Annotated in this window: 24 protein-coding genes; 10 read left to right on the forward strand and 14 right to left on the reverse strand. The window is 71.8% G+C overall.

Annotation, left to right across the window (positions count from 1 at the left end; genetic code table 11):
* The first annotated feature begins 3 nt into the window (after positions 1-3).
* Positions 4-810 carry a nucleotidyltransferase domain-containing protein gene (locus DEI93_RS00365; protein WP_111119574.1) on the forward strand — a complete coding sequence of 269 codons (807 nt, stop codon included), beginning with the start codon at positions 4-6 and terminating at the stop codon, positions 808-810.
* A gap of 45 nt (positions 811-855) precedes the next feature.
* Here DEI93_RS00365 and DEI93_RS00370 read toward each other — a convergent pair whose 3' ends face one another.
* Together DEI93_RS00370 and DEI93_RS00375 are read right to left on the reverse strand one after the other, a co-directional pair.
* Positions 856-2,214 carry a 6-phospho-beta-glucosidase gene (locus DEI93_RS00370; protein WP_111119573.1) on the reverse strand — a complete coding sequence of 453 codons (1,359 nt, stop codon included), beginning with the start codon at positions 2,212-2,214 and terminating at the stop codon, positions 856-858.
* Complete coding sequence (locus DEI93_RS00375; RefSeq protein ID WP_111010339.1) at positions 2,211-2,987, reverse strand: DeoR/GlpR family DNA-binding transcription regulator; 777 nt, start codon at positions 2,985-2,987, stop codon at positions 2,211-2,213. Before DEI93_RS00375 ends, DEI93_RS00370 begins: the two co-directional genes overlap by 4 nt.
* A gap of 200 nt (positions 2,988-3,187) precedes the next feature.
* Between DEI93_RS00375 and DEI93_RS00380 the strand changes: the two genes are divergently transcribed.
* The 4 genes from DEI93_RS00380 (at position 3,188) to DEI93_RS00395 (ending at position 7,455) form a co-directional block, all read left to right on the forward strand.
* Positions 3,188-4,246, forward strand: a complete 1,059-nt coding sequence (locus DEI93_RS00380; RefSeq protein ID WP_111119572.1) for a carbohydrate kinase family protein — start codon at positions 3,188-3,190, stop codon at positions 4,244-4,246.
* Positions 4,247-4,331: 85 nt separating this feature from the next.
* The gene (locus DEI93_RS00385) at positions 4,332-5,693 is read left to right on the forward strand and encodes an extracellular solute-binding protein (RefSeq protein WP_111119571.1); all 1,362 of its coding nucleotides are present in this window, start codon (positions 4,332-4,334) and stop codon (positions 5,691-5,693) included.
* 2 nt (positions 5,694-5,695) lie between these two features.
* The gene (locus DEI93_RS00390) at positions 5,696-6,634 is read left to right on the forward strand and encodes a carbohydrate ABC transporter permease (protein WP_111010336.1); all 939 of its coding nucleotides are present in this window, start codon (positions 5,696-5,698) and stop codon (positions 6,632-6,634) included.
* The gene (locus DEI93_RS00395) at positions 6,631-7,455 is read left to right on the forward strand and encodes a carbohydrate ABC transporter permease (protein WP_111011977.1); all 825 of its coding nucleotides are present in this window, start codon (positions 6,631-6,633) and stop codon (positions 7,453-7,455) included. The genes DEI93_RS00390 and DEI93_RS00395 overlap by 4 nt, the downstream gene beginning before the upstream one ends.
* A 34-nt stretch (positions 7,456-7,489) precedes the next feature.
* Here the strand turns inward: DEI93_RS00395 and DEI93_RS00400 are convergent, their stop codons facing one another.
* The 7 genes from DEI93_RS00400 to DEI93_RS00430 form a co-directional block, all read right to left on the reverse strand.
* Positions 7,490-8,293 (reverse strand): ABC transporter ATP-binding protein, encoded by an 804-nt coding sequence (locus DEI93_RS00400; protein WP_220037868.1) that lies wholly within the window; start codon positions 8,291-8,293, stop codon positions 7,490-7,492.
* Positions 8,294-8,298: 5 nt separating this feature from the next.
* Positions 8,299-9,021 (reverse strand): GntR family transcriptional regulator, encoded by a 723-nt coding sequence (locus tag DEI93_RS00405; RefSeq protein WP_220037867.1) that lies wholly within the window; start codon positions 9,019-9,021, stop codon positions 8,299-8,301.
* A gap of 110 nt (positions 9,022-9,131) precedes the next feature.
* A complete protein-coding gene (locus DEI93_RS00410; protein WP_111119570.1) occupies positions 9,132-10,121 on the reverse strand; it encodes an acrylyl-CoA reductase family protein in 990 nt (329 codons plus the stop codon).
* Between the two features lie 30 nt (positions 10,122-10,151).
* Positions 10,152-11,135 (reverse strand): aldo/keto reductase, encoded by a 984-nt coding sequence (locus tag DEI93_RS00415; protein WP_111010331.1) that lies wholly within the window; start codon positions 11,133-11,135, stop codon positions 10,152-10,154.
* 38 nt (positions 11,136-11,173) lie between these two features.
* The gene (locus DEI93_RS00420; protein ID WP_111119569.1) at positions 11,174-11,434 is read right to left on the reverse strand and encodes a Txe/YoeB family addiction module toxin; all 261 of its coding nucleotides are present in this window, start codon (positions 11,432-11,434) and stop codon (positions 11,174-11,176) included.
* Complete coding sequence (locus tag DEI93_RS00425; RefSeq protein WP_111010329.1) at positions 11,431-11,682, reverse strand: type II toxin-antitoxin system Phd/YefM family antitoxin; 252 nt, start codon at positions 11,680-11,682, stop codon at positions 11,431-11,433. The genes DEI93_RS00420 and DEI93_RS00425 overlap by 4 nt, the downstream gene beginning before the upstream one ends.
* A gap of 57 nt (positions 11,683-11,739) precedes the next feature.
* Positions 11,740-12,768, reverse strand: coding sequence for a 6-phosphofructokinase (locus DEI93_RS00430; RefSeq protein WP_111011990.1), 1,029 nt, complete (start codon positions 12,766-12,768; stop codon positions 11,740-11,742).
* Between the two features lie 124 nt (positions 12,769-12,892).
* Here DEI93_RS00430 and DEI93_RS00435 point away from each other — a divergent pair, with 124 nt between their 5' ends.
* From DEI93_RS00435 to DEI93_RS00450, 4 genes are all read left to right on the forward strand, one after another.
* Positions 12,893-13,864 carry a DNA-3-methyladenine glycosylase family protein gene (locus DEI93_RS00435; RefSeq protein ID WP_502868535.1) on the forward strand — a complete coding sequence of 324 codons (972 nt, stop codon included), beginning with the start codon at positions 12,893-12,895 and terminating at the stop codon, positions 13,862-13,864.
* Positions 13,865-14,010: 146 nt separating this feature from the next.
* The gene (locus tag DEI93_RS00440; RefSeq protein WP_111119568.1) at positions 14,011-17,562 is read left to right on the forward strand and encodes a proline dehydrogenase family protein; all 3,552 of its coding nucleotides are present in this window, start codon (positions 14,011-14,013) and stop codon (positions 17,560-17,562) included.
* A gap of 149 nt (positions 17,563-17,711) precedes the next feature.
* The gene (locus tag DEI93_RS00445; protein WP_111119567.1) at positions 17,712-18,497 is read left to right on the forward strand and encodes a TIGR04255 family protein; all 786 of its coding nucleotides are present in this window, start codon (positions 17,712-17,714) and stop codon (positions 18,495-18,497) included.
* Complete coding sequence (locus tag DEI93_RS00450; RefSeq protein WP_146244381.1) at positions 18,497-18,985, forward strand: hypothetical protein; 489 nt, start codon at positions 18,497-18,499, stop codon at positions 18,983-18,985. Before DEI93_RS00445 ends, DEI93_RS00450 begins: the two co-directional genes overlap by 1 nt.
* A gap of 475 nt (positions 18,986-19,460) precedes the next feature.
* Here the strand turns inward: DEI93_RS00450 and DEI93_RS00455 are convergent, their stop codons facing one another.
* From DEI93_RS00455 to DEI93_RS00470, 4 genes are all read right to left on the reverse strand, one after another.
* Positions 19,461-20,258 carry a YqjF family protein gene (locus DEI93_RS00455; protein ID WP_111119566.1) on the reverse strand — a complete coding sequence of 266 codons (798 nt, stop codon included), beginning with the start codon at positions 20,256-20,258 and terminating at the stop codon, positions 19,461-19,463.
* Complete coding sequence (locus DEI93_RS00460; RefSeq protein ID WP_111119565.1) at positions 20,255-21,115, reverse strand: nitroreductase family protein; 861 nt, start codon at positions 21,113-21,115, stop codon at positions 20,255-20,257. Before DEI93_RS00460 ends, DEI93_RS00455 begins: the two co-directional genes overlap by 4 nt.
* Positions 21,116-21,179: 64 nt before the next feature.
* Positions 21,180-21,605, reverse strand: a complete 426-nt coding sequence (locus tag DEI93_RS00465) for a hypothetical protein (RefSeq protein WP_220037866.1) — start codon at positions 21,603-21,605, stop codon at positions 21,180-21,182.
* Positions 21,606-21,607: 2 nt separating this feature from the next.
* Entirely contained in the window at positions 21,608-22,045 is a 438-nt protein-coding gene (locus tag DEI93_RS00470) for an Lrp/AsnC family transcriptional regulator (protein WP_111010397.1), read from the reverse strand.
* Positions 22,046-22,298: 253 nt separating this feature from the next.
* Here DEI93_RS00470 and ddaH point away from each other — a divergent pair, with 253 nt between their 5' ends.
* Positions 22,299-23,168 (forward strand): dimethylargininase, encoded by an 870-nt coding sequence (gene ddaH / locus DEI93_RS00475; RefSeq protein WP_181436018.1) that lies wholly within the window; start codon positions 22,299-22,301, stop codon positions 23,166-23,168.
* A 28-nt stretch (positions 23,169-23,196) separates the two neighbouring features.
* On the opposite strand, the gene DEI93_RS00480 is transcribed toward ddaH, so the two are convergent.
* Positions 23,197-24,474, reverse strand: a complete 1,278-nt coding sequence (locus DEI93_RS00480; RefSeq protein WP_111119564.1) for an MFS transporter — start codon at positions 24,472-24,474, stop codon at positions 23,197-23,199.
* Positions 24,475-24,754 lie beyond the last annotated feature (280 nt).

Consider the following 24,754-nt stretch of genomic DNA (forward strand, 5'->3'; position numbering starts at 1 on the left):
CCGATGTCCTCCCCCCAGCACACCCTCGACGACGACGCGTTCCTCGACGACGTCGCCGACCGCCTGGCAGCGCTCCCCGGCGTGGAGGCCGTCGCACTCGGCGGTTCCCGAGCGCAGGGGACGAACCGCCCGGACAGTGACTGGGACGTGGCGGTCTACCACCGCGACGCGTTCGATCCGCAGGTGGTCCGGGACCTCGGGTGGCCCGGGCACCTGACCGGACTCGGTGGCTGGGGCAGGATCTTCAACGGTGGCGGCGCGGTCACCGTGGACGGACGGTCCGTCGACATCCACTACCGTGACCTCGACCTCATCGACGCGGTCCACGACGACGCCGTCCGCGGACGGTTCACCATCGAGCCCCTGCTGTTCCACCAGGCGGGCCTGCCGAGCACCATCCTCCTGGCGGAACTGGCCTCGAACCGCACCCTCCGTGGGCAGGTGCCCCGGTGGGAGTACCCGGAGGCGCTCCGCACGTCCGCCCCCGGCGTGTGGTGGACGAACGCCGACCTGACCCTGCACTACGCGAGGGAAGGCCACGCCCGCCACGGACGGGTCGCGCAGTGCGCCGGTCTCATCAGCGAGGCCGCGTGCCACGCCGGGCATGCCGTCCTGGCACGTCGCGGCGAGTGGGTGACGAACGAGAAGCGACTCCTCGCCCGGGCGGGGCTGTCGGGCATCGACGACGTGGTGGCGGGTCTGGGGACCGAGGTGCCGGACCTCCTCCGGGGCGCGGACCGGGCGCGGGCGTTCCTCGAGGCGGCGGTCCGGCGCGAGGGGATCGGGGGCGAGCCGCCCCGCGCCGGGTGAACCGACGGGTCGGCCCCGTCCGCCCACACGCCGGATCCCGCTCGGTCAGTGCGTCAGGACGGCCGCCACCTCGGGGATCCGCGCGACGTACCCGTCGAGCAACGAGCGCGCGACCGTGACGCTGTCGACGAGCGGATGGAGCGCGAACGCCTGCAGGGCCTCCGATCGCGACCCGGTGAGCCCGGCGGCGATCGTGTGCCGCTCGACGTCCTTGACCTGCGCCATGAGCCCGATCTGGTGGAGGTCCGGCTGCTCCGTCGCCAACGGGTGCACGCCGTTCGCGTCGACCATCGTGGGCACCTCGACCACGGCGTCGTCGGGCAGGGCCTGGATCGTGCCGCGGTTCCGGACGTTGAGGATCATCGTCTGCCGCTCGTTCCGGCTGATCGCGGCCATCACGCCGAGGGCGACCCCCGCGTAGCCCTGGTGCGCGGGGTCGGTCTCGCGCTCCTTCGGGTCGACGGGCTCGTCCTGCGTGCCGCCCTTCGCCTCGGCCATGTACGAGGCACTGCGCCGGGCGACGGTCTCGCGCCAGAGATCGGCGACCCCGTTCCCCGCGGCCGTGGCCCGGTCGTAGAAGGCGCCCTGGGACTCGGCGAGGAAGTCACCGCGGGTCTTGCCGGAGTCGATGATCGTCCGCACGGCGTCGCGGTTGAAGTAGTAGTAGAAGAGGTACTCGTTCGGGATCGCGCCGAGGGAGCGGATCCAGTCGAGTCCGAAGACGTGGCCCTCCTCCATGGCGGCGAGGCGGGCGTCGTCGGCCAGCAGCTCGGGCAGGACGTCGCGGCCGTCGTACAGGACGCGGCGCATCCAGCCGAGGTGGTTGAGCCCGACGTAGTCCATCTGCACCCGCGTGTGGTCGAGCCCGAGGGTGCCCGCGACGCGACGCCCGAGACCGGACGGGGTGTCGCAGATGCCGAGCACGCGGTCGCCGAGCACGGTCTGCATCGCCTCGGTGATGATGCCCGCGGGGTTCGTGAAGTTCATGACGTAGGCGTCGGGTGCGAGGTCCGCGATGACCCTGGCCGCCTCGACCATGACCGGGACGGTGCGGATCGCGTACGCGAGGCCGCCGGGTCCCGTGGTCTCCTGGCCGAGCACGTCGAGGTCGAGGGCGACGTGCTCGTCGCAACGCCGTCCCTCCAGGCCGCCGACGCGGAGCGCGGCGAACACGTACTGGCTCCCCGCCACGGCGTCCTGGAGGACCGTGGTCGGCACGAGTCGCGGCGCGTCCTCGAACCCGGCCGCGAGCTCGGTGAGGATCGCGACCATGGCGGCGAGGCGGCGTTCGTCGACGTCGTACAGCGCGACCTCGTCCACGCGGGGCGTGCCGGTGTCGCGGAGCAGCGCCTGGTACACGTACGGCGTGCGGAACCCGCCGCCTCCGAGGATGCAGAGCTTCATGCGATGGTGACCTCTCCGCCGGCGTTCCGGCACAGTGCGAGCGTGTCGTCAGGGGCGCCCGTGGTGGTGACCAGGGCGTCGACGTCGGTGAGGGAGCAGAGCCGGAGGGCTCCGGTCCCGGGGAACTTGGCCTCGGACGCGAGCAGGACGACCTTGTCCGACGCCGCGATCATCGACTGCTTGATGGGGGCCTCCACGGCCATGTTGTCGACGACGTGCCCGTTCGCACGCACCCCGGTGCACGACAGGAACAGGACGTCCGCGCTGATCTGGCTCAGCGCGAGTTCGGCGAGGGACCCGACGAGCGTGCGGTAGTTGCGGCGGACCACGCCGCCGAGCAGGACGAGCCGCACGGCGCGGTCGTCGCGGAGCTCGTCGAAGACGGCGAGGTTCGAGGTGACGACGGTGACGTCACGACCGTGCAGGCGGCGCGCGAGCAGCGGCGTCGTGGTGCCGATGTCGAGCAGCACGACGTTCCCGTCGGCGACCATCGCGGCCGCGGCCTCGGCCATCCGTTCCTTGAGATCGAGGTCGCGCCCGTCGTCGAACGGCCCCTCGGCGCGGACGCGGCCGTGGTCCTCGACGGTCGTGCCGGGCTTCAGGACCGCGCCGCCGTACGTGCGGGTCAGCTCGCCGTTGCGGTCGAGCACCTCGAGGTCGCGGCGGATCGTCGCCTCGCTCACGTCGAGCGCGGCGGCGAGTTCCCGCACGGAGGCGGCACCCTCGGCGCGCAGGGCGCTGATGATGCGGTTCTGCCGTTCGCGCAGGATCATGCCGTCACTCTAACCACGCCGTGCTCGACTTCGGGCAAACCCGAGCAGAACCGCACCGGAGATGAACAGGATTAACAGAACCGCGTCACTTCGGTAATGTGCCGGAAACACCGAGTGCACAGGCTTGCAGGACATCGGGCGGAACCGCGACGTCGTGCAGCACGCACCCGGACGCGGAACCGCGATGACGAGGAGCCTCCGTGACCGACAGCCAGCGCGCCGACCCCGGCGGGACGGACCTGCCCGCCACCGGCCTGCCCCGCGCCGCCGACCTGCCCCCCGCCGCCGACCTGCCCGGTGCGGCCGACCTGCCCGGTGCGATCGACCTGCTGTTCGCGGGCGACGTCTTCTGCGACGTCGTGTTCTCGGGCGTCTCCGTGCCCGAACCCGGCACCGAGGTGTACGCCGACGGGTTCACCGTGACGCCCGGCGGTGTCGCGAACCGCGCGGTCGCCGCGGCCCGGGCCGGTGCGAGCACGCGGATCCTCGCCCGCCTCGGCGACGACCCGCTGGGCACCCACGTCCGCGCCGTGCTCGACGCCGAGCCGGACCTCGACACGAGCCTGCTCGAACTGGTGCCCGGACACCAGAGCCCCGTCACGGTGGCCCTCACCGGTGCGCACGACCGGAGCTTCATCACCTACCAGGAGGCCCTCGGGCACCTCGAGCTCCCGGACGACCTCGGGCCCGTCGGCGCGACGCACGTCGGCATCGCGCACGAGCTGCCGCCATGGGTCGCCCGGCTGCGCGCGGCGGGCACGACCGTCGTCGGCGGTGTCGGCTGGGACCACACCGGCGAGTGGGGGTCGCACGTGCTCGACCGCCTCGCCGAGGTCGACGTGTTCGTGCCGAACGACGTCGAGGCGATGCGCTACACCCGCACCGACGACGCAGTCGCCGCCGCACGCGTGCTCGCCGAGCGGGTCCCGCTCGCCGTCGTCACGCGTGGCGCGGCGGGCGTCGTCGCCGTCGACGGCGGCACCGGTACGGTGGTCGAGGTCCCGACCGTGACCGTCCCGGTCGTCGACCCCACCGGCGCCGGCGACGTCTTCGTCGCCACGTTCATGGCGTCGGCATCGCGCGGCTGGGACCTCCGCACGCGCCTCCGGTTCGCGGGGCTGTGCGCGTCGATGTCCGTCACCGGACTCGGCGGTGCCGCGAGCGCACCGCGACCTGCCGACCTCGTCGCGTTCGTCGACCGGCACCGTCCGGACGGCGACTGGGCGTTCCTCCGGGAGGCCCTGCTCCCGACCGCCTGACCGGCCCGCTCCGTCACCACCACCACACCCGCCCACCACCTCCACCGCCGCCGCGCTCCCCGCGACCCGGAGATCGGAACGAACCATGAAGACCACCAGGAAGGCACCGCTCCTCGTCGGTGTGGCGACCGCGCTCGCGCTCGGCCTCGCAGCGTGCACCCCCGGCGGCACGTCCGCCTCGAGCGACCAGAGCCTCGGCCCCGTGTCGAAGAGCGTCGGATCGGGCCGGACGACCCTGACGGTGTGGGACCAGAACACCGACGGCGGCATCGACGAGGCGCAGCAGCAGCTCAACGCGGCGTTCGAGAAGGCGCACCCGAACATCACCGTCAAGCGGGTCTCGCGGTCGTTCGCGGACCTCAAGACGACGCTGAAGCTCGCGCTCTCGGGGGACAACCCGCCCGACGTCGTGCAGGCGAACCAGGGCTACCCGGACATGGGCGCGTTCGTCAAGGCCGGACTGCTCCGTCCCGTCGACGACTACGCGAAGCTGTACGGCTGGAACGACTACTACCCGTCGAGCCTGCTCAAGCTCAACTCGTTCTCGTCGAACGGAACGACCTGGCAGGGCGACCACCTGTACGGCGTCTCGCAGACGGGTGAGCTCGTCGGGCTGTACTACGACAAGGCGGTGCTCGCGAAGGCCGGGATCACGAACCCCCCGACGACCGTGTCCGAGCTCACCGACGACATGGCGAAGGTCAAGGCCGCCGGATCGCTGCCGCTGAGCTACGGCGACGTCGAGAAGAGCCCGGGCATCCACCTGTACGGCTTCGTGCTCTCAGCGCTCGCCGGGCACGACGCGGTGAACGACCTCGTCACGTCGGAGCGCGGCTCGTGGACCGGCTCCGACGAGGTCACCGCGGCGAAGACGATCCAGGGCTGGCAGGAGAAGGGCTACATCACGCCGGGCGCCAACGGGGTCTCGCGTGACGACGCCGTCGCGGCCTTCGGCAAGGGGCAGTCCGCGTTCCTCGTGACCGGGACCTGGTACGAGGCGACGCTCGAGGCCGCCGCCGCCGCGAAGGACATCGGCTTCACGGCGCTCACCCCGAAGGGCTCGGACACGCCGGTCACCATGGGCGGCGAGGGGCTCGCGTGGGCGCTGACCTCGAAGACGATGCACCCGGACGCCGCGGCCGCGTACGTCGACTTCATCACGAACGCGAAGGCGTCCGAGACCCTCGTGAAGACGGGCAACCTGCCCACGGTCGTCCCGAGCAGCGACACCCCGGCCTCGGGCACGATCTCGGGCGACATCACGAGCGAGTACAAGGAGATCTCGCAGGCGAACGGCATCACGCCCTACCTCGACTACGCGACCCCGACGTTCTACGACACCCTCACCGCCGCGGCGCAGGACCTCGTCGCGGGCAAGGCGACGCCGCAGCAGTTCACGCAGACGCTGCAGACGGACTACGCGGCGTTCGGCAAGAGCCGCGGCTGAGCATGGTCGACGCCCTGCCCCGGGTCACCGCACCCGCACCCGCGGTCCGCGTTCGGACGCAGCCGCGGCGGCGACGCAGGCGCAGCCTCGTCCCGTACCTGTACGTGCTGCCCGCGTTCGTCGTGTTCGCGGTGTTCCTCGGGTGGCCGTTCCTGCAGACGGTGCAGTACTCGTTCTTCGACTGGGACGGCCTGTCGACCGCGACCTGGGCCGGGTTCGCGAACTACGTCGACGTCGTGCAGGACGCCGAGCTCCGCGGGGCGTTCCTCCACGCCCTCGTGCTCATGGTGTTCTACTGCGCGGTGCCGGTCGCGCTCGCGTTGTTCCTGACGGCGCTCATCTCGCGGGCGAACGCGCTGCCGGGGATGAGCGTGTTCCGGACCGTGCTGTTCCTGCCGCAGGTCATCGCGTCGGTCGTCGTCGCGACGATCTGGGTGTCGATCTACTCCACCGACGGTCTGCTCAACCAGGTCCTCCGGCTCGTCGGACTCGGCGGCCTGGCGCGGGTGTGGCTCGGCGACTACGGCACGGCGCTGCCCGCGATCGGGTTCGTGGGCACGTGGCTCAACGTCGGGCTGTGCCTCGTGCTGTTCCTCTCGGGCGTCGGCAACATCGCGCCCGCGCTGTTCGAGGCGGCGCGGCTCGACGGTGCCGGGGCGGCGCGCGAGTTCTTCTCCATCACGTTGCCGTCGCTCCGCGGGCAGATCGCGGTGGCGCTGACCCTGACGATCGTGTCGGCGCTCAAGACCTTCGACCTCGTGTACATCACCACGCGCGGCGGTCCGGGCAACTCGACGACCGTACCGGCGTTCGAGGCGTACAACCGCGCGTTCAACACGGGCCAGGTCGGCGCAGCTGCCGCCGTCGCGGTCACCCTGACCGTCGTGATCATGATCGTCACGGCACTCGTGAACCGGATCCAGCCGAAGGACACCGAATGAGGATCACCACGCGCGAGAAGGTCGTCGACTACGTCGTCCTGAGCCTCTTCGCCCTGTTCGCGATCGTCCCGCTCGTCGGTGTGCTGTTCTCGGCCGTCACCCCGGCGACCGAGAACACCGGCTCGTTCACGCTGCCGACCCGGATCGACCTCGGGAACTTCGGGGACGCGTGGAGCCAGGGGCACTTCGGGTCGTACATGCTGTCGAGCGTCGTCGTGACGGTGTCCGTCGTGCTGCTGACGACCGTGCTCGCGGTGTTCGCCGGGTTCGCGTTCGCGCGCCTCGACTTCGCCGGGTCCGGGATCGTGTTCTTCGTGATGCTCGCCGGGCTCATGCTGCCGGCCGAGGCGTTCATCATCCCGCTGTACTTCGACCTGCGGGGTGTGGGCCTGACGGACACGTACGAGAGCCTCATCCTGCCCCAGACCGCGCAGTCGCTCGCGTTCGGGATCTTCTGGATGCGGAACCAGTTCCGGACGTTCCCGACCGAGGTGATCGAGGCCGCGCGGCTCGACGGTGCGCGCGACGTCCGGCTGCTGTGGCGGGTCGTCGTTCCCGCGTCCATCGCGCCGATCATGACGATGGGCGTGCTCCTGGCGATGTGGACCTGGAACGAGTTCCTGCTCCCGCTCGTCCTCATCACGAGCGAGGACCACCGGACCGCGCCGCTCGGTCTCGCGTTCTTCCAGGGCCAGCACCTGACCGACTACTCGCTGCTGTCGGCCGCGGGCGTGATCGTCGCCCTCCCGATCGTCGTGCTCTACTTCTTCCTGCAGCGACGGTTCATCTCGGGCATGCTCGGCGGCGTGACCGCGAAGTAGCGCGGACCGCCGGGCCGGTGCCGCGCCTCCCGGCTCAGTCGGCCCGGCGCGCCTGCCAGCGTCCGTCGGTGCGCGTGATCGCGAGCGGGAACGCGAAGCAGGCGGACACGGCCTCGGACGTGATGACGTCGTCCGCGCGGCCCGCGGCGACCACTCCGCCGTCGCGGAGGAGCATCGCGTGCGACGTCGACGCGGGCAGGTCCTCGAGGTGGTGCGTCACCATGACGCTCGCGAGCTCGGGATGCCGGTGGCGGAGGGCGTCGACCGTCTCGAGCAGGTGCTCGCGGGCCGCGACGTCGAGGCCGGTGGCGGGCTCGTCGAGCAGGAGCAGGCGCGGCTCGGACATGAGCGCCCGGGCGATGAGCGTGCGACCGCGCTCGCCCTGCGACAGGACGGCCCAGGACGCGTCCCACCGGTCGCGCAACCCGACGTCGGCGATGTGCTCGAGGGCGAGTGCACGCTGCTCGGGGGTCGGTTCCCACCGCATCATGAGGTCGGTCGTGCCCGTGAGCCCGGTCAGCACGGTGTCGAGGACCGAGAGCGGCGTGAGCATCCGGTGGCGCGGGTCGACGTGGCCGATGTGCTCGCGGAGCTCCCGCACGTCGGTGCGCCCGAGTCGTCGTCCGAGCAGGTCGACGCTGCCGGCGCTGGGGTGGCTCGTCGCGCCGAGCACGGCGAGCAGCGTCGACTTGCCGGCGCCGTTCGGTCCGAGGAGCGCCCAGTGCTCCCCGGCGCGCACGACGAGGTCGACCTCGTGCACGAGGTCGCGGCCGCCGCGGGTGACGCGGAGGCCCCGTGCGTCGACCAGGGGGCTGTCGGAGGTGGTGCTGGTGCTCACCCGGGTCAGATCCCGGGACCGGAGGTGATGACGAGCGCGGCTTCCTCGGGCTCGGCGGTCGTGAGGTCGGCGGCCCGGACGGCGTCGAGGTGGTCGGCCATGCCGTCGGCGAGGGCGCGGACGGCGGCGGCACCGGCCTCGCCGTCCCGGTCGGTGGCCGCGTCACGGAGGCTGGCGACCGCGTCCGCCGCGGCGGCGAACACGGGTTCGGCGCTGCCGACGGTCACGAAGCGCGCCCGGGCGAGGACCGAGGCGCTCAGCTTCGTGAGCAGCGCGTTGTCCGCGTGGTCGACGAGGAACCCGATGAGGGCGTGCACGTCGTCGTCCACGGCCCGGTCCCTCGCCGCGGCGTGGGTGCGGACGTCCGCGAGCAGAGCGTCGAGCGCGTCGGTGTCCTCGTCGGTGAACCGGGGGAACGCCCAGCGGGCGGCGAGTTCGGCGAACCCGAACAGCACCGAGAACGCCTCGTGGTACTGCCGACCGGTCGGGGTGGCGATGCGCGTGTAGCGGTTCGCCTCCATCTCGACCAGGCCGTAGTCGACGAGCTTGGCGATGGCCTCGCGGATGGGCGTGCGGGAGACGCCGAGCCAGCGCACGAGCTCGTCGTCGTTGAGCCGTTCGCCGGGCTGCAGCGTTCCGTCGTGGATCGCCGCGAGCATCTTGTCGAACACCACGTCGCGGAGCAGGCGGCGCGGTGCGGCGTCGGCGGAGGGCTGGGGGACCGGCATGGGGGCGACCTTTCGGGCACGAGGGTCGGGACGCGTACCCGAATCCTAGGAGGTGATTTCACAATCACTTGACATGCAATGCGGGGGAACCCGCGGGCGAGGTGACGGTGTCAGGCGCGCACGTCGACGACCGTGCGCCCGTGCACCCGCCCGGCCAGGACCTCCCGGCCGACGGCGACCACGTCGGCGAGTCCCACGGTCGTCGTCACCCCGTCGAGCAGCGCCGGATCGAGGTCCGCGGCGAGGAGCGCCCACGCCCGTTCGCGCAGGTCGCGCGGTGCCGCGACCGAGTCGACGCCGAGCAGCGCGACCGAGCGCAGGATGAACGGGAGGACCGACCCGGCCAACCGCGCGTCCTGCGCGAGCCCGCACGCCGTCACGGCGCCGCCCCACGCGGTCTGCGCCAGCACGTTCACGAGCGTCGCGCCCCCGACGCTGTCGACCGCACCGGCCCACCGTGGGCGCTCCACCGGACGGCCCGGGGTGTCGAAGTCGTGGCGGTCCACCACCTCGGCCGCTCCGAGCCGGCGCAGGGTCTCGGTGTGCTGCGGCCGACCCGTCGACGCGGCGACCCGGTGTCCCCGCGCCGCCAGCAGCGCGACCGCGATCGACCCGACCCCGCCCGACGCTCCCGTGACGAGCACCGTACCGGCGCCCGGCGCGACGAACCGCTCGAGCGCGAGCACGCTGAGCGCGGCCGTGTACCCGGCCGTACCGATCGCGGCGGCCCGCTCCGCCGTGATGCCCGCGGGGACCGGCAGGAGCACCGCGGCGGGGAGGACCGCGAGACCGGCGTACCCGCCGTCGCGGGTCTCGCCGAGCCCGGCGCCGTTGAGCGTCACGAGGGTGCCCGGGGCCGGGGCGGAGGCGGTGCCGTCGCCGACCGCGCGGACCGTCCCGACGACGTCGATGCCCGGCACGAGCGGGTCGGCGCGCTGCACGCCCGGGTCACCCGCCAGGGCCATGCCGTCCTTGTAGTTGACGCTCGAGTGCGTCACGTCGACCAGGACCTCGTCCGGACCCGGGGCGCCCACCTCGTGGTCCTCGACGACCGGTCCGGCACCGGTCCGGACGACGACCGCGCGCGTGCGCTCGCTCACCGGGAGGCCCGACCCGCGGTCACGGGAGCGTCACCACCGGTCGTGCACGGACGCCCGGAACCAACGGTCGTACACCTCGTGGACCCGACGGTCGAGGTCCGCCCCGAGCGCCGGCAGCGACCCCGCCGCCGCGTTCGACCGGGCCTGCTCGACGTTCCGGGCGCCCGGGATCGCCGCCGTGACGCCGTCCTGTTCGACGATCCAGGCGAGCGCGGCCTGCGGGACGGAGACGCCTTCGGGCACGGCCGCGGCGAACTCCTGCGCCGCGTGCACGCCGTCCTCGAAGTCGACACCGCTGAACGTCTCGCCCTGGTCGAACGCCTCACCGTGGCGGTTGTACGTCCGGTGGTCCTGCGAGGCGAAGGTCGTCTCGGTCGTGTACTTGCCCGAGAGCAGCCCCGAGGCGAGCGGGACGCGGGCGAGGATGCCGACCCCGGCCTCCCGTGCGGCGGGCAGGACCGCGTCGAGCGGCTTGAGGCGGAACGCGTTGAGGATGATCTGCACGCTCGCGACACCCGGCCGGGCGATCGCGGTGAGGGCCTGATCGGTCTCCTCGACGCTCACGCCGTACGCGGCGATGGAGCCGTCGGCGACCAGGGCGTCGAGCGCGTCGTACACCGCGTCGTCCTCGAACACGGCGGTCGGCGGGCAGTGGAGCTGCACGAGGTCGAGCGTGTCCTGGCCGAGGTTCCGGCGCGAGCGGTCCACCCACGTGCGGAAGTTGGCGGCGACGTAGTTCGCGGGGACCTGGTCGGCGCGGCGACCCATCTTCGTGGCGACGGTCAGCGGCACGTCCGGGTTGGCGGCGCGCCACCGACCGATGAGCTGCTCGCTCCGGCCGTCCCCGTACACGTCCGCGGTGTCGAACAGCGTGACGCCGGCCTCGGCCGAGGCGTCGAGGAGTGCCATCGCGTCGGACTCCGGCACGTCACCCCAGTCACCCCCGAGCTGCCACGTCCCGAGTCCGATGACGGACACGTCCCGACCAGTCCTGCCCAAGGTGCGACTCTGCATGGGGACGACGGTAGTCCGCGGCGCGCGGTCCGGCGTCGTCACTCGTCGTGGTGGTACCGGCACTGCGCGATGAGGACGCTGTCATCCGTGACGCGGTACGCGAGACGGTGCTCGTCCGTGATGCGCCGGGACCAGTACCCACGGAACCCGTGCTTGAGCGGCTCCGGTTTGCCGATGCCCTCGTTGCCGTTGCGCGCGATGTCACGGAGCAGCCCGTTGATCCGCTTGACGATCTTCCGGTCCTGCTGTTGCCACCACTCGTAGTCGGCCCAGGCAGCGTCGTCCCAGACGTACCTCACTCGTCCAGGTCCCGCTCCGTGCCCTCCCCGCGCTCCAGGCGCTCGATCGAGGCGAGCAGCCGCCGGGCGTTCGCGGGGTTCCTCAGCAGGTAGGCGGTCTCCTTCAGGGACTCGTAGTCGTCGAGGGACACGAGCACGACCGATTCGTGGCCCGCGCGCGTGACCACGACCTCCTCGCGGTCGTCCGTGACGGCGTTGAGGGTCTCGGCGAAGTGGGAACGCGTCTCCGAGTAGCTGAGGATGCGCATTGTGACCTCCTGACGTACGCAGAATTGTACGTCAGCTGCGACGCCAGCGCCATGCGGTCAGCCGAACAGGATCGCCGCCTCGTCGTAGCGCTCCTGCGGCACCGTCTTGAGCTCGCCGATCGCGTCGGCGAACGACACGTGCACGATGTCCGTCCCGCGCAGCGCGACCATGCGGCCCCAGCGTCCCTCGACCACGGAGTCGATCGCCGCCATCCCGAGCCGCGTGGACAGCACCCGGTCGTACGACGTCGGGGTCCCGCCGCGCTGGATGTGGCCGAGCGTCGTGGCGCGGGTCTCGATGCCCGTCATGCCCTCGATGAGCGGTGCGAGGCGCTCGCCGATGCCGCCCAGGCGCGGGCGACCGAACGCGTCGAGGCCACGCTCCGAGTGCGCGTCGTCCTCCTGGTCCGGCACGAACCCCTCGGCGACGACGACGAGCGGCGCCCGACCGCGGTCGTGGGCCGAGCGCACCCAGTCCGCGATCTGCGCCATGCTCGTCTTCTGCTCGGGGATGAGGATCGCGTGCGCCCCGGCCGCCATGCCGCTGTGCAGGGCGATCCACCCGACGTGGCGTCCCATCACCTCGGCGACCATGCAGCGGCTGTGCGACTCGCCCGTCGTCCGGAGCCGGTCCATGGCGTCGGTCGCGATCTGCACCGCGGTGTCGAAGCCGAACGTGTAGTCCGTCGCGCTCAGGTCGTTGTCGACGGTCTTCGGCACCCCGACGATCTTGAGGCCCGCGTCCGTGAGGCGGCGCGCGGCGGCGAGGGTGCCCTCGCCGCCGATCGCGATGATCGCGTCGATGCCGAGCCGGTCGAGGTTCGCCGCGATCGCCGCGGCGCCCCCGTTCTCGCCCTCGAACGGGTTCGTCCGGCTCGTGCCGAGGATCGTCCCGCCCTGCTTGGCGATCCCCTGGATCTCCTTGCGACCGAGCGGCACGACGTCCGCCTGCACCACGCCGCGCCAGCCGTCACGGAACCCCACGAACTCGTGCCCGTGGATCGCGATGCCCTTGACGACGGCGCCGCGGATGACCGCGTTGAGCCCCGGGCAGTCGCCGCCGCTGGTGAGGATGCCGATGCGCATGAGGGAGCACTCCGTGGTGTCGGGCCCGGCCCGTCCGGCCGCGCGGTGGTCCCCATCATCGCGGACCGGGTCGACGACGGCATCCCCTCCGCTTCCCGGGAGGCCCACCCCGGCCGGTTCGGCGATGTCACCGCCGCCACGTACGATCCTCCGCGTGATCGTCGAACCTGCCGCACCCCCGGCGCAGCGACACGACACCGTCTACCGGCCCGGGCACCACGTCGACGTCCGGGCCACGCTGCGCCCGCTCATGCGCGGCACGGGGGACCCTGCCTTCCGTCAGGTCGACGCCACGACCTGGCTCGCGCTCCGCACGCCCGCCGGTCCCGTGACCGTCGCCGTCCGCGCCGTCGGCGACGAGGTCCGGGTGTCCACCTGGGGCGACGGCGCCGAGTGGGCGATCGCGCACGCGCCGGAACTCCTCGGTCGGGGTGACGACTGGACGGGGTTCGACGTCAGCGGCAACGCCTTCCTCGCCGCGGCGCGACACCGTCAGCCGGGGTTACGCCTCTGCCGCACGAACACCGTCGTCGCGATGCTCGTGCCCGCGATCCTCGAGCAGAAGGTCACGAGCCGCCAGGCCTGGCGCGCCTGGCGGTTCCTCGTCCGGCGGTACGGCACCCCCGCGCCGGGCCCCGCCCCCGAGGGCATGGCGGTCCCGCCCGACGCCGACACCTGGGCGCGGGTGCCGAGCTGGGAGTGGCACCGGGCGGGGATCGAGCCCGGCCGCTCGGCGACGGTGATGCGCGCCGTGCGGGTCGCCGCGTCGCTCGAGCGGACCCTGTCCCTCGGTCGTGGCGGCAGTGTCGTGGCGGAACGCCTCATGTCGATCCCGGGCATCGGCGTGTGGACCGCCGCCGAGACCACGCAGCGCTCCCACGGCGACCCGGACTCACCGAGCGTCGGCGACTACCACCTGCCGGCCGTCGTGGGATGGGCGCTCGCCGGCGCTCCGGTCGACGACGACGGCATGCTCGAGCTCCTCGAGCCGTGGCGGGGACACCGGGAACGGGTCATGCGGCTCATCACGGGCAGCGGCTTCCGGAAGCCGTCGTTCGGTCCGCGCATGACGATCCAGGACCACCGCTTCCACTGACCGGCCGCACCCGTGGTCGCCGCGGCCGTGGGCCTCCCGCCGCGGCCCCGGGCCTCCCGGTGGGGGACGGGCGACACTCGGCCCGCGTCCACCGCGCGCCGGGCGCGCCCCCAGGTCCCGTCGGACCGCCCGAATACCATCGGAGGATGCCGGACCCGCGCCTCCAGGACTGCACCGACGACGCGGTCGCCCTCGTCCGCCGTTGGACCGCGGCGGCCGCGATGCTCCGGCCGGACGCCGGGGCCGTCCGGCTCGCGGGGGTGCTCCGCGACGAGCGCGGCCTCGACGTCACGCTCGGGTTCATCGACCGCGTCGGCCGACCGCAGGACCCGAAGGTCGCCGCGCAGCACCTCGAACGACTCGCGCGTGAGGTCCCGGACCCCGTCGCCTGGCACCTCCGCGGCGCGGCCACCGTCGGCGGTGGGTTCGCGCAGATGATGCCGTGGGCCGTCGTCCCCCCGGCACGCCGTGTGCTGCGCCGCATGGCCGGACACCTCGTGGTCGACGCCGCACCGGCGCGCCTCGGCGCCGCCCTCGCCAAGCTGGCGGTCCCGGGCACGGTGCTCGACGTCCTGCCGCTCGGACGCCCGGTGTCCGGTGACGACGAGTCCGACCGGCAGCTCCGGCGCACCATCGACCTGCTCGGTCGCGACGACGTGGACCGCGTCACCACCTCGGTCGCCGTGGCGCTCCCGCAGCCCGTGCTCTGGGCGTTCGACGACACCGTCGTCCGCGGAGTCGAGCGCCTGCTGCCGCTGTACCGGGCGGCCGTGGCGGGTGGCAGCCGCGTCACGCTCCGGGTGGACACCCACGACGACCTCGACCTGACGCTCGCGGTGTTCCGGACCCTGCTCGACCGGCCCGAGTTCCTCGAGCTCCCGGCGGGCCTCACCCTGCCCGCCGCGGTACCGGACACCCGGTGGGCCCTCGACGACCTCACCGCCTGGTCGCAGGCCCGCCGCGCCCGGGGCGGATCACCGATCACCGTCCGGATCGACGCCGGCGCCGCCGACCCCGTCGAACGGGTGGAGGCCGCGCTCCACGACCGCCCGCTGGCCACGTTCGGCACCACACAGGAGATCCAGGCGGCGACCCTCCGCCTGCTCGACGCCGCGCTGACGCCCGCGCGGACGGACGCCGTCCGGATCGAGGTCCTCGGGCACGACCTGTACGACCTCGCCACCGCCCGCGTGCTCGCCGAGCGCCGTGGTGTCGTCGACGCCCTCCAACTCGGCATGCTCCTCGGTGTGGACGGCACCCACCTGCAGGCCGTCCGGGCCGACGTCGGGTCGGTGTTCCTCGTCACGCCGGTCGTCGACCCCGACGAGTACGACGCCGCCGTCGGGTACCTCGCCCGGCGGTTGTACGACCTGGCGGACCCCGAGCAGGCCGCGGGTTCCTCGACGACGACCGACACCGCGAGCGCCGGGTCCGAGCAGCGGCGAGAGCGGTACCTGGCCGCGGTCGAGGCGCTGGACGAGCCCGTCCCGTCGACGTTCCGCACCCAGGACCGCACGGCCCCGCTCGGACCCCCGCCGCACGTCGCCGACTTCCACAACGCGCAGGGCACCGACCCGACCATCCGCGCCAACCGCGCCTGGGCCGGCGAGGTGCTGCGTCGTGTGCCGGGATCGTCGCTCGGTCGGCAGACGATCCGGAACGCGGGCGTCGCCGACCGGAACCGGCTCGAGCGCATCGTCGCCGCCACCGCGCAGGCGGGCGTGAACTGGGGACGGCAGGACCCGCAGGACCGCGCCGAGTTGCTCGACCTCATCGCCCACGAGCTCGAGGTCCGGCGGGGCGACCTCGTCGAGGTCGCCGTCGCCGAGACGGGCTCGACGCTCGCCGAGGCGGACGCCGAGGTGGGCCGAGCCGTCGACGCCGCACACCACGCCGCCGACCGCGCCCGGCACCTCGCGGACATCACGGGCGCGACCCCGGTGCCGCCGCGCCTCACCGTCGTCGTGCCGACCTGGACCTCCCCGATCGCCGTCGTCGCAGGGGACGTCCTGGCGGCGATCGCGGCCGGCAGCGGTGTCGTGCTCAAGCCGGCGCCGGCCGCTCGGCGGACCGGTGCGCTCGTGGCCGACGTCCTGTGGGACGCCGGGGTGCCGCACTCGCTGCTCGTCCTCGTCGACCTCGACGTCGACCGGCTCGGCCGCGACCTCGTCGCCCACCCCGCGGTCGACCGCGTGCTCCTCACGGGCACGGCGGACACCGCGCGGTCCTTCGCCTGGTGGAGGGCGGGCCTCCCGCTCACCGCCGCGACGACCGGCACGAACGCGATCGTCGTCACGCCGTCCGCCGACGTCGACCTCGCCGTCCGCGACGTCGTGCGGAGTGCCTTCGCGCACGCCGGGCAGGACCGCGCCGCGGCGTCGCTCGTCGTCCTCGTCGGTGCCGTGCGTGAGGACGACCGGTTCCGCCGGCTGCTCGTCGACGCGACCCGGAGCCTCCGCGTCGCCTGGCCGGACGACCCCGCCGCCCAGATGGGACCGCTCGTCGACGAGCCCCGGGGGAGCGTGCGGCAGGCACTCACCGAGCTCGGACCGGGGGAGTCGTGGCTCCTGCAGCCGCGGCCCCTGGACGACTCCGGGCGGCTCTGGTCCCCGGGCATCCGCGACGGCGTCCGACAGGGCAGCACGTTCCACCAGACACCCGTGCCCGCACCCGTGCTCGGGATCGTCGAGGCCGAGACCCTCGAGGACGCGATCGCGATCCAGAACGGCACCGACTACGGTCTCGCCGCGGGCATCCACTCCCTCGACACCGACGAGGTCGCCCGTTGGCTCGACCGCGTACAGGCGGGTGACCTGTTCGTGAACCGTGCGACGACCGGCACCCTGGTCCGCCGACAGCCCACCGGCGGCTGGAAGCGCTCCGCGATCGGCACCGGCACCAAGTCGGGCGCCCCGCTGTCCGTCGCGACACTCGGCCGCTGGGAGCCCACGCCGCACACCCCGCACGGGAGCATCCGACTGCACGGCGTCCCGGCCCGGATCGCGGCCGTGATCGAGGCCGCGCGGAGCGGCCTGACGTTCGAGGAGTTCGACCGGGTGCGGTCCGGGGCGCGGAGCGACGTCGTCGCGCGCTCCGCGGAGTTCGCCCGCCCGGCGGACACCGCCGGTCTCGGGGTGGAACGCAACGTGCTCCGCTACCGGCCCCAGTCGGTCATCGTCCGCGCGTCCGAGGGCACGTCGGCCGGGGACCTCGTCCGCGTGCTCGTCGCCGCGACCGCCGCCCGCGCCCACGTGCTCGTCAGCACCGCGGTGCCGTTGCCCGGCAGCCTCGTGCAGCTGTTCGCCGGTCCGCGGTCCCCGCTCGACGTCGTCGACCAGATCGTCGAGTCCGACGACGAGTGGCTCGGGCGCGCGGCGGCCGGCGCGGTGTTCCGCGAGCAGTGGTCGTCGGACGAGCCCACGCCCGAGGACGAGCTCGCCGCGGTCCTGTCGCCGACCTACGAGCCGGTCCCGCACACCGCGTTCGGTGGTCCCGGTGCCCGGATCCGCCTGCTCGGCGGCGACCCGTTGGCGCTCGAGGAGGCCCTCGGTGCCTCGATCGACGTGGCGGTGCACGCGGGCCCCGTGGTCGAGGCCGGACTCGTCGAGATGCTGCCGTTCCTCCGCGAGCAGACCGTGACGATCACGGCGCACCGGTTCGGGGTGCCGGACCGGGCGTTCGTGGAGCTGAAGTTTTGAGCTGAGCGCCCTCGCCTGCGCTTCGGGTCCGTGTCTGTCATCGCACTCAGAAGGATGACGGGTGCATCTGCCAGGGTGTCGCAACAGCCTGTTGATGTACGCGGGAGGGTAGTAACCGACTATGTTGAGAACATGTTGAGGGCGCAGAAGTGAACCAGTCCTTCCCGAACGCACCTTTGATCGAGCTAGCAGCGCAAGTCCGTTGGACCGAACCAGCACTCAAGCGTCCGGACGAGGGTGATGACTTCGTCGTACTGGCTCAGACCTGGGATCCCGTTTTCGACCGTCTTGGCCAGGTGCTGGCGCGGCACGGATATTCGCGCACTGAAAGACTTCTTCCTCAGGGTTCTGAGATTGAGGAAGGGCAGCCGGTCATTCGCTATCGACGTGCCGAAGACACCGAAACCACTGTTATTTTCCAGGCGGGCGCTGGCGCCTTTTCCGTCAACGCCATTCCGCCCTACAAAACATGGTCTGATTTTCGGCCGGCAATCGAGATCGGCCTCATGTCCTTGGTTGAAGCCCTTGCGGAATCTGATCTCGATCGACTGACAACGTCCATCAGCCTCAACTACATCAACGCCTTCGACGAACGGTTCACCGGCGGCGACAGGATGAAGTTCCTCGAGTCCACCCTTGGCTTCAATGTGCAGATCCCGCCGGGGGTACAGAATGCGCTGGCTGGTGAGCCCGACAACGCTTTCTTGTCGCTGAGCGGCCGGACAGCGGACGGCGACAGGATGCAGTTCAAGACAGGCCTGGGCAATGTGCAAAATACGCCCCAGGTAATTCTCGATTGTCTTGCACTCTCTAGGGCCAGTGCAAGTTTGAACATGTCAGAAGTGATGCTGGTCTTCGACCGGCTTCACTCGGTGATTCACGACACATTCATGACGCTCGCCAAGAGCTTCATTGGAGTACTCGAGGGGGAGTAGTGGACTCGTTTTATGCGCACGGTGGAACTCAATTGTATGGTACTCCACGTAATAAAGCTGCTGAAAGCAGGACCGTACGTCCGGCCCGACGTCAAGAATTTCGCTTTGAGGCCGAAACGGCGCGTACGAACCTGCGCGCTCTAGAGCATCTGGAGGCCAATTGGGACGGCTACGGGGCCCAGGTACTCTCGAAGGCAGTGCGGTTGAACGCCTGGGCTTGCCTGGACAAAGCGCTGAATCTCTCACTCGTTCCTGACGTTCTTCCTACTCCTGAAGGAACCATTTCCTTTGAATGGGAGATCGATGAGTTCGAGGCGCACCTGCAGATTGGCCGAACGAGTTATTCGATGTATATCAGGAGTCCCGACGGTCCGAGCCAGTATTACAACGGGGAGATGAAAGAGGGCCCCGACCGCGCGCTTCAGTCTTTGCGTCGAGTTATCGATGAACGAAATGGCGTAACAGGCGCTTCTTTCACGCTCGGCTGATGGACAAACCCGCGTACCTTACGCACGAAGTCGATTCGGCTGAAACAGTAGTACGGGCTATCAAGTCGCCATTCCACGTCAAGAAAGGCACGCAGCTAAGGCGAGCCGCTTTCATGCCCCCTCGAGGGAGGCGTGACCTGTCAGTGATCCGTCTCAGGGCTGGCGCTGGGCACTGCAAGGATATGGGTAAGCGGGCCGTTTCTGGACCTGATGCGCAATACAGAGGGCTTGCGTCGGGTGGCGTTGGCTATCTCCTTTCAATTGGTGCCGGTGTAGATTGCGACCAAATCCCCTTTGTCGGGCATGCCAACATAATTCTCCCTGAGGTGTTCCTAAGCTCTGCTACTGAGGAACCTCCCCCACCGGAGGACCTGGAAGAAAGAGATAATGTTCTCAAATTGCTTCTAAACCATTTCAGGTACTTTCCCGACCCGGACCCGGAAGGGCAAGGGTGGAGTGGTCCGCCTCTGTCTCGCTAGTTTGTCCCGCGGGCGAACGACGTCGTCACACCGGGCGACCACAGCACGGAGTCCGGCGGGACGTCGGCGAGCGAGCGCGGCAGCCCGACCTCGCCCATCAGGTCGTCGTGCACCGACTCGGCCCTCGCGTGGTGCAGGGGCCAGGCCGGGTGCTCGTTCGGCCAGAACCGGGTCGCCCCGAAGCGGTGGACGTGCATGCCCCACCGGGCGGTCAGGAACTGCTCGAGCGGTGACGGTTCGGCGATGGGCGCACCGACGTGCACGGCGAACCGCGAGCGCGCCGAGGACCCGTGGCGCCGCATCGCGTACGCCACGCGACCGCCCGCGCCGTGTCGGCCAGCGGCGGCACCCCGGCCGCGCGTCCCGTCCACGCCCCACCGCGTCGCCGCGTGCGCCCAGTGGTACGGCAGCCCGAGCATCGCCCGCGCCGCGACCGCCGGGAGGAACCGGCCCGCGTCCAGCGACAGGAACACGACGCCGTGCCGCCCCCGGTCGTCGACCGTGTAGACCCGCACGTTGACCTCGACGAACGTCCCGAGCCGCCGCATCGGCGCGAGCGGCGGGAATGCGGTGTCCGTGAACCGGAACCCGATGAGGCCGACCCAGGTGGTCACCCCGTCGTCGACGCCGTCCGCGCCCATGGTGTCCGGTCGGAGGCCGGCCGGGAGGAGCGGGGCCACGGCCGACACGTCGACCCGCCAGTGCAGGAACACGACGTCGTGCCACCCCTGCCGGATGAACGCGCGGCCGGGCAGTGCCGGGGCGGTCGTCAGGACGGGAGCGCCCCCCGTCACGACGCGTCCCTCCCCGAGGTCGTCGCGTCGGCCGCCGGGTCGTCCTCGATCGGCGTCACGAGCGGTGCGTCGTCCCAGCCCGTCTGCGGCGTGCGACACGTCCCGCGGAACACGTACTGCGACGGCCGCTTCCGCTCGTTCGACACCCAGTCGATCGCGGGGCGGCGGCGCTCGGGCGGCAGGTACCCGAGCCGGAACACGGCCATGAGCTCGAGGTCGTCCGGCACCCCGAGGACGTCCTCGACCTCGGCCCAGGCGCTCGGGATCTCCATCGGGAACGACACGAACTGGATGCCCATGCCGAGCTGGGTCGTGGCGAGCCAGATGTTCTCCATCGCCGCGCCCATGCTGAACACGGAGTAGAACGCGTTCGTCTCCTCGTGCCGGTACTCGTGCCGGTCGAGCATCACCCCCATGAGCAGCGGCGATCCCGCGACGAGCTTCCGGTTCTCCTCGCCGAGGGTCTGCGGCACCCGCAGCGTGTTCATGAGCTTCTGGCCGCGGGGCGTGAACACCTGCTTCGTGAACGGTCGGAGCGGCGCGGGCAGCTTGTCGAACAGCATCCCGTCGCGCCGGGCCTCCATCTCGGCCTTCGAGAACCGGAAGTACGGCTTGTACCGCTCGAAGAACGTGCCCTCGGCCATCGTCCGCGTCATCGACGAGCCGCTGATCGCGGCGATCCGCTCGATCGTCGGTCGCTCCTCGACGAGCACGAACCGCCACGGCTGGCTGTTGAGCTGCGAGGGCGCGCGCCCGGCGAGCTCGATCAGCAGACGCTGGTGTTCCTCGGAGACGGGATCGGGCAGGAACGCCCCGTTCGTCGTCCGTCGCCGTCTGATCGCCTCGATGAGCTCCACTGCCGCTGTCCTTCCCGGCGGTCGGACGGGGGGCCCGGTGCACGCGGGTGGGCCGGCTCCCGGGTCAGGAGCGCTCGGGCCATCCCGCGCGGAGTCCGAGCACGGCGCCGAGGTAGGACGGTGCCGCCGCGACCGCGACTCTCCAGTGTGCACGCGATCGGGCGGGGATGCGCGGTGCGGCGGCGAGGGGCACGAGTGCGGGCAGGAGGAACGCCGCGGCCCGCGAGCGGGTCCACACGGGCGTCGTCACGGCGGCGCCGGTCAGGGTCGCCGTCACGACGAACAGCGCGTGGTGCACGACCCGGAGCCGCTTCGTCCGGATGACGCCGGTCGCGACCGCGGTGCCCCACGCGCAGTTCGCGAGGTAGGCGACGGTGGCGGCGGTGACCAGGAGGCGGGCCGGAGCGGTGCCCGCGCGACGGGTGCCGGGCCTCCCGGGCGAGCGCGGGACGGAGCGGCGGACCGGCGTCCGGGTCGTGCGCGGTGCCACGCTCACAGCGACTCGCGCGAGACGAGTCGCGACAGCACGATCGCACTGCGGGTGTGGTCGACGTGCGGGGCGGAGCGGACGCGGTCGAGGGCCTCCTCGAGCGACGCGATGTCCCGACTCCGCATGTGCACGACGGCGTCGGCGCTCCCGGTGACCGTTCCGGCGTCGACGACCTCGGGCACGTTCTCGAGCACGGCGCGGAGTTCGTCGGGCGAGACGGTGCCGCGGCAGTACAGCTCGACCCAGGCTTCGGTCCCGCGTTCCTCGACGGCGGGGTCGACCTTGATCGTGAACCCCTGGATGACGTCGTCGGCCACCAGGCGGTCCACGCGGCGCTTCACCGCGGACGCCGAGAGCCCGACCACCGCGCCGATGTCGCCGTAGCCGGCGCGGGCGTTCTCGCGGAGTTGGTCGAGGATGCGGTGGTCGAGCGAATCCATCGCCGTCATGCTACGCGCGGTCGTTGCGTCCGCCCCGGAGCGGGCGCACGGATCCTGCGCGGACGCACATGCGATCGGCGCCGCCGCGACACCCCCATGGCGGGGTCTGTCCGCGGGGAGCGCCGCGTGGCACACTGTGCCGGGGCGTCGACCTGGTCCGCCTCGTCCACGGGTGAGTGAGCCTGCACCTCACCCCAGCGCTCCTCGAACGGTGTCCCCTGGCAGGCTCGGGTCCGCCGCCCAGGAGACCCCCTTGTCGAACCCGGCCCCCGCCACCACCACAGCGCCCACCCGCACGGCGACCAAGCGCACCGTCCTCATGTGCAAGCCGACGCACTTCACGGTGAGCTACCGCATCAACCCCTGGATGCACCCCGAGGAGCCGACCGACACCGCGAAGGCGGTCGCCCAGTGGCAGACCCTCGTCGACACGTACGAGCGGCTCGGGTTCGACATCCACTTCATCGACCCGATCGAGGGGCTGCCCGACATGGTCTACGCGGCCAACGGCGGGTTCGTGCTCGACGGCGTCGCCTACGGCGCGAAGTTCCAGTACCCGGAGCGCCAGCCCGAGGGCCCCGCGTACATGGACTGGTTCCGCGAGCACGGCCTCCGCGTCGCCGAGCCGGTCGAGACGAACGAGGGCGAGGGCGACTTCCTGCTCGTCGGGGACGTCATCCTGGCCGGCACCGGGTTCCGCAGCGACAGCACCTCGCACGAGGAGATCGCCCGCGTGTACGGCCGCGAGGTCGTCACCCTGAAGCTCGTCAACCCGGCGTTCTACCACCTCGACACCGCGATCGCGGTCCTCGACCCCGAGCCGGTGGACGGCGTCGCGAACATCGCCTACCTGGAGTCCGCGTTCGACGAGGCCTCGCTCGCCGAGCTCCACCGCCGGTTCCCCGACGCGATCATCGCCACCGAGGAGGACGCCGCGATCCTCGGGCTCAACTCCTACAGCGACGGCCACAACGTCGTCATCGCGGCCCGCGCGACGACCTTCGCCGAGCAGCTCCGCCAGCGCGGGTACAACCCGATCGGGGTCGACCTGTCCGAGCTGCTGCTCGGCGGCGGTGGCGTCAAGTGCTGCACGCTCGACCTGCACCCCGTCGAGACCGCCTGACCGGTCCCTGCTCCCGAGCCCGTCGTGACTACGCGGCGGCGGGCTCGGCCGGGAGCTCCCGCATGCCGAGCAGGGGCGAGAGCAGGACGGGCAGCGCCGCGAGCACGGCACCGACGCCGGCGACCCACATGGTCGCCTCGACACCGAGCCAGGTGCCGAGCAGTCCGGCCGTGATGCCCCCGATGGGCACCACGCCCCACACCACGAACCGGATCGACGCGTTCATCCGGCCGAGGAGGCGCGGCGGACAGATTCGCTGCCGGTAGGTGACCTGCGTGATGTTGTAGACGAGGACCCCGGCGCTCGTGAGGAACTCGGCCAGCACGAGCAGCGGGACCGCGAGCGTCGGCACCAGCCCGGGCGTCGCGAGCAGCAGCGCCCCGACCCCGGCCGCGACGGCCGCGACGGGGATCGCCGTGCCCTCGCCGACGCGTCGGGCCACCCTGCCGGCGGCCAGCGCGCCGAGGAGTCCCCCGACCGCGCCGACGCTCGTCGCGGCGCCCCACACGAGCGTGCCGAGGTGCAGGTCGCGGAGGACGAGGAGCGGCAGCACCGTCCCCCCGATCCCCGAGAACAGGTTCAAGCCGGCCGTGCACAGGACGACCCGGACCAGGAGCGGCTGGTGGAACACGAACGCCAGGCCCTCGCGGATCTCGGTCACGAGTGGCAGGCGTTCGTGCTCTGGCCGCGGCTGCTCGTCGTCCCGGATCCCGAGGAGTGCGACGAACGACGCGAGGTAGCTCAGCGCGTCGATCCCGACGACGAGCGCCGGCCGCAGCGCCGCGAGCAGGGCACCCGAGGCCGCGGGACCCCCGACGCGCGCGACCTGCTGTGACGCCTCGAGCTTGCCGTTCGCGTCGCCGAGGAGCGCCGACGGCAGGATCATCGGCGGGTAGCTCTGGTACGCCACGTCGAAGAACACCGTCGCCGCGCCGACCAGGGCCGCCACGACCATGAGCTGCCAGATCGTCAGCGCGCCGAGCAGCCACGCGACGGGGATGGTCGCCAGGAGCAACGCGCGGGTCAGGTCCGCCGCGAGCATCACCCGGCGCTTCCGCATCCGGTCCACCCAGGCGCCCGCGGGCAATCCGATGACGAGGAACGCCACGGTCTCGAGCGCGGTGAGGACGCCGATCTCGAACGTCGAGGCGGCGAGCACCGTGACCGCCAGGGTCGGGATCGCCAGCACGGCGAGCTCACTGCCGACCGCGCTCGCCGACTCGCCGCTCCACAGCCGGAGGAACGGTGCGTTGCGCCATACCGTGGCGGGTTCCGCCGCCCCCGTCGTCCGACCCGGCTCCGTCATCCGCTCAGTATGCCGGGAGGCCCGTCCCGGCCGGGAGGCCCGTCCCGCCCCCCGTCGCGCCCCGCTTCGCACACGCGCCGTTCGGCTTCGAACACGCGCCGTTCGGCTTCGAACACGCGCCGTTCGGCTTCGAACACGCGCCGTCCGGCTTCGCACACCCGCCGTCCGGCTTCGAACACGCGCCGTCCTGTTGCATCCCGCGATGCCGTTGTTCAACGGGACACGACGTGTTCAACGCTCGGCGAGAGTCCGATCGGCGGCAGTCGGGAACGACGAAGGC

The organism is Curtobacterium sp. MCBD17_035 (genome assembly GCF_003234815.2).
Classification (GTDB): domain Bacteria; phylum Actinomycetota; class Actinomycetes; order Actinomycetales; family Microbacteriaceae; genus Curtobacterium.

Bases quoted from the DNA above. Each gene is read 5' to 3' on its own strand.
- DEI93_RS00415 (WP_111010331.1), bottom strand. From the start codon at position 11,135: ATGCAGAGTCGCACCTTGGGCAGGACTGGTCGGGACGTGTCCGTCATC.
- DEI93_RS00375 (WP_111010339.1), bottom strand. From the start codon at position 2,987: ATGATCCTGCGCGAACGGCAGAACCGCATCATCAGCGCCCTGCGCGCC.
- DEI93_RS00390 (WP_111010336.1), top strand. From the start codon at position 5,696: ATGGTCGACGCCCTGCCCCGGGTCACCGCACCCGCACCCGCGGTCCGC.
- DEI93_RS00395 (WP_111011977.1), top strand. From the start codon at position 6,631: ATGAGGATCACCACGCGCGAGAAGGTCGTCGACTACGTCGTCCTGAGC.
- DEI93_RS00425 (WP_111010329.1), bottom strand. From the start codon at position 11,682: ATGCGCATCCTCAGCTACTCGGAGACGCGTTCCCACTTCGCCGAGACC.
- DEI93_RS00430 (WP_111011990.1), bottom strand. From the start codon at position 12,768: ATGCGCATCGGCATCCTCACCAGCGGCGGCGACTGCCCGGGGCTCAAC.
- DEI93_RS00405 (WP_220037867.1), bottom strand. From the start codon at position 9,021: ATGCCGGTCCCCCAGCCCTCCGCCGACGCCGCACCGCGCCGCCTGCTC.
- DEI93_RS00435 (WP_502868535.1), top strand. From the start codon at position 12,893: ATGTCACCGCCGCCACGTACGATCCTCCGCGTGATCGTCGAACCTGCC.
- DEI93_RS00480 (WP_111119564.1), bottom strand. From the start codon at position 24,474: ATGACGGAGCCGGGTCGGACGACGGGGGCGGCGGAACCCGCCACGGTA.
- DEI93_RS00470 (WP_111010397.1), bottom strand. From the start codon at position 22,045: ATGGATTCGCTCGACCACCGCATCCTCGACCAACTCCGCGAGAACGCC.
- DEI93_RS00385 (WP_111119571.1), top strand. From the start codon at position 4,332: ATGAAGACCACCAGGAAGGCACCGCTCCTCGTCGGTGTGGCGACCGCG.
- DEI93_RS00370 (WP_111119573.1), bottom strand. From the start codon at position 2,214: ATGAAGCTCTGCATCCTCGGAGGCGGCGGGTTCCGCACGCCGTACGTG.
- DEI93_RS00365 (WP_111119574.1), top strand. From the start codon at position 4: ATGTCCTCCCCCCAGCACACCCTCGACGACGACGCGTTCCTCGACGAC.
- DEI93_RS00440 (WP_111119568.1), top strand. From the start codon at position 14,011: ATGCCGGACCCGCGCCTCCAGGACTGCACCGACGACGCGGTCGCCCTC.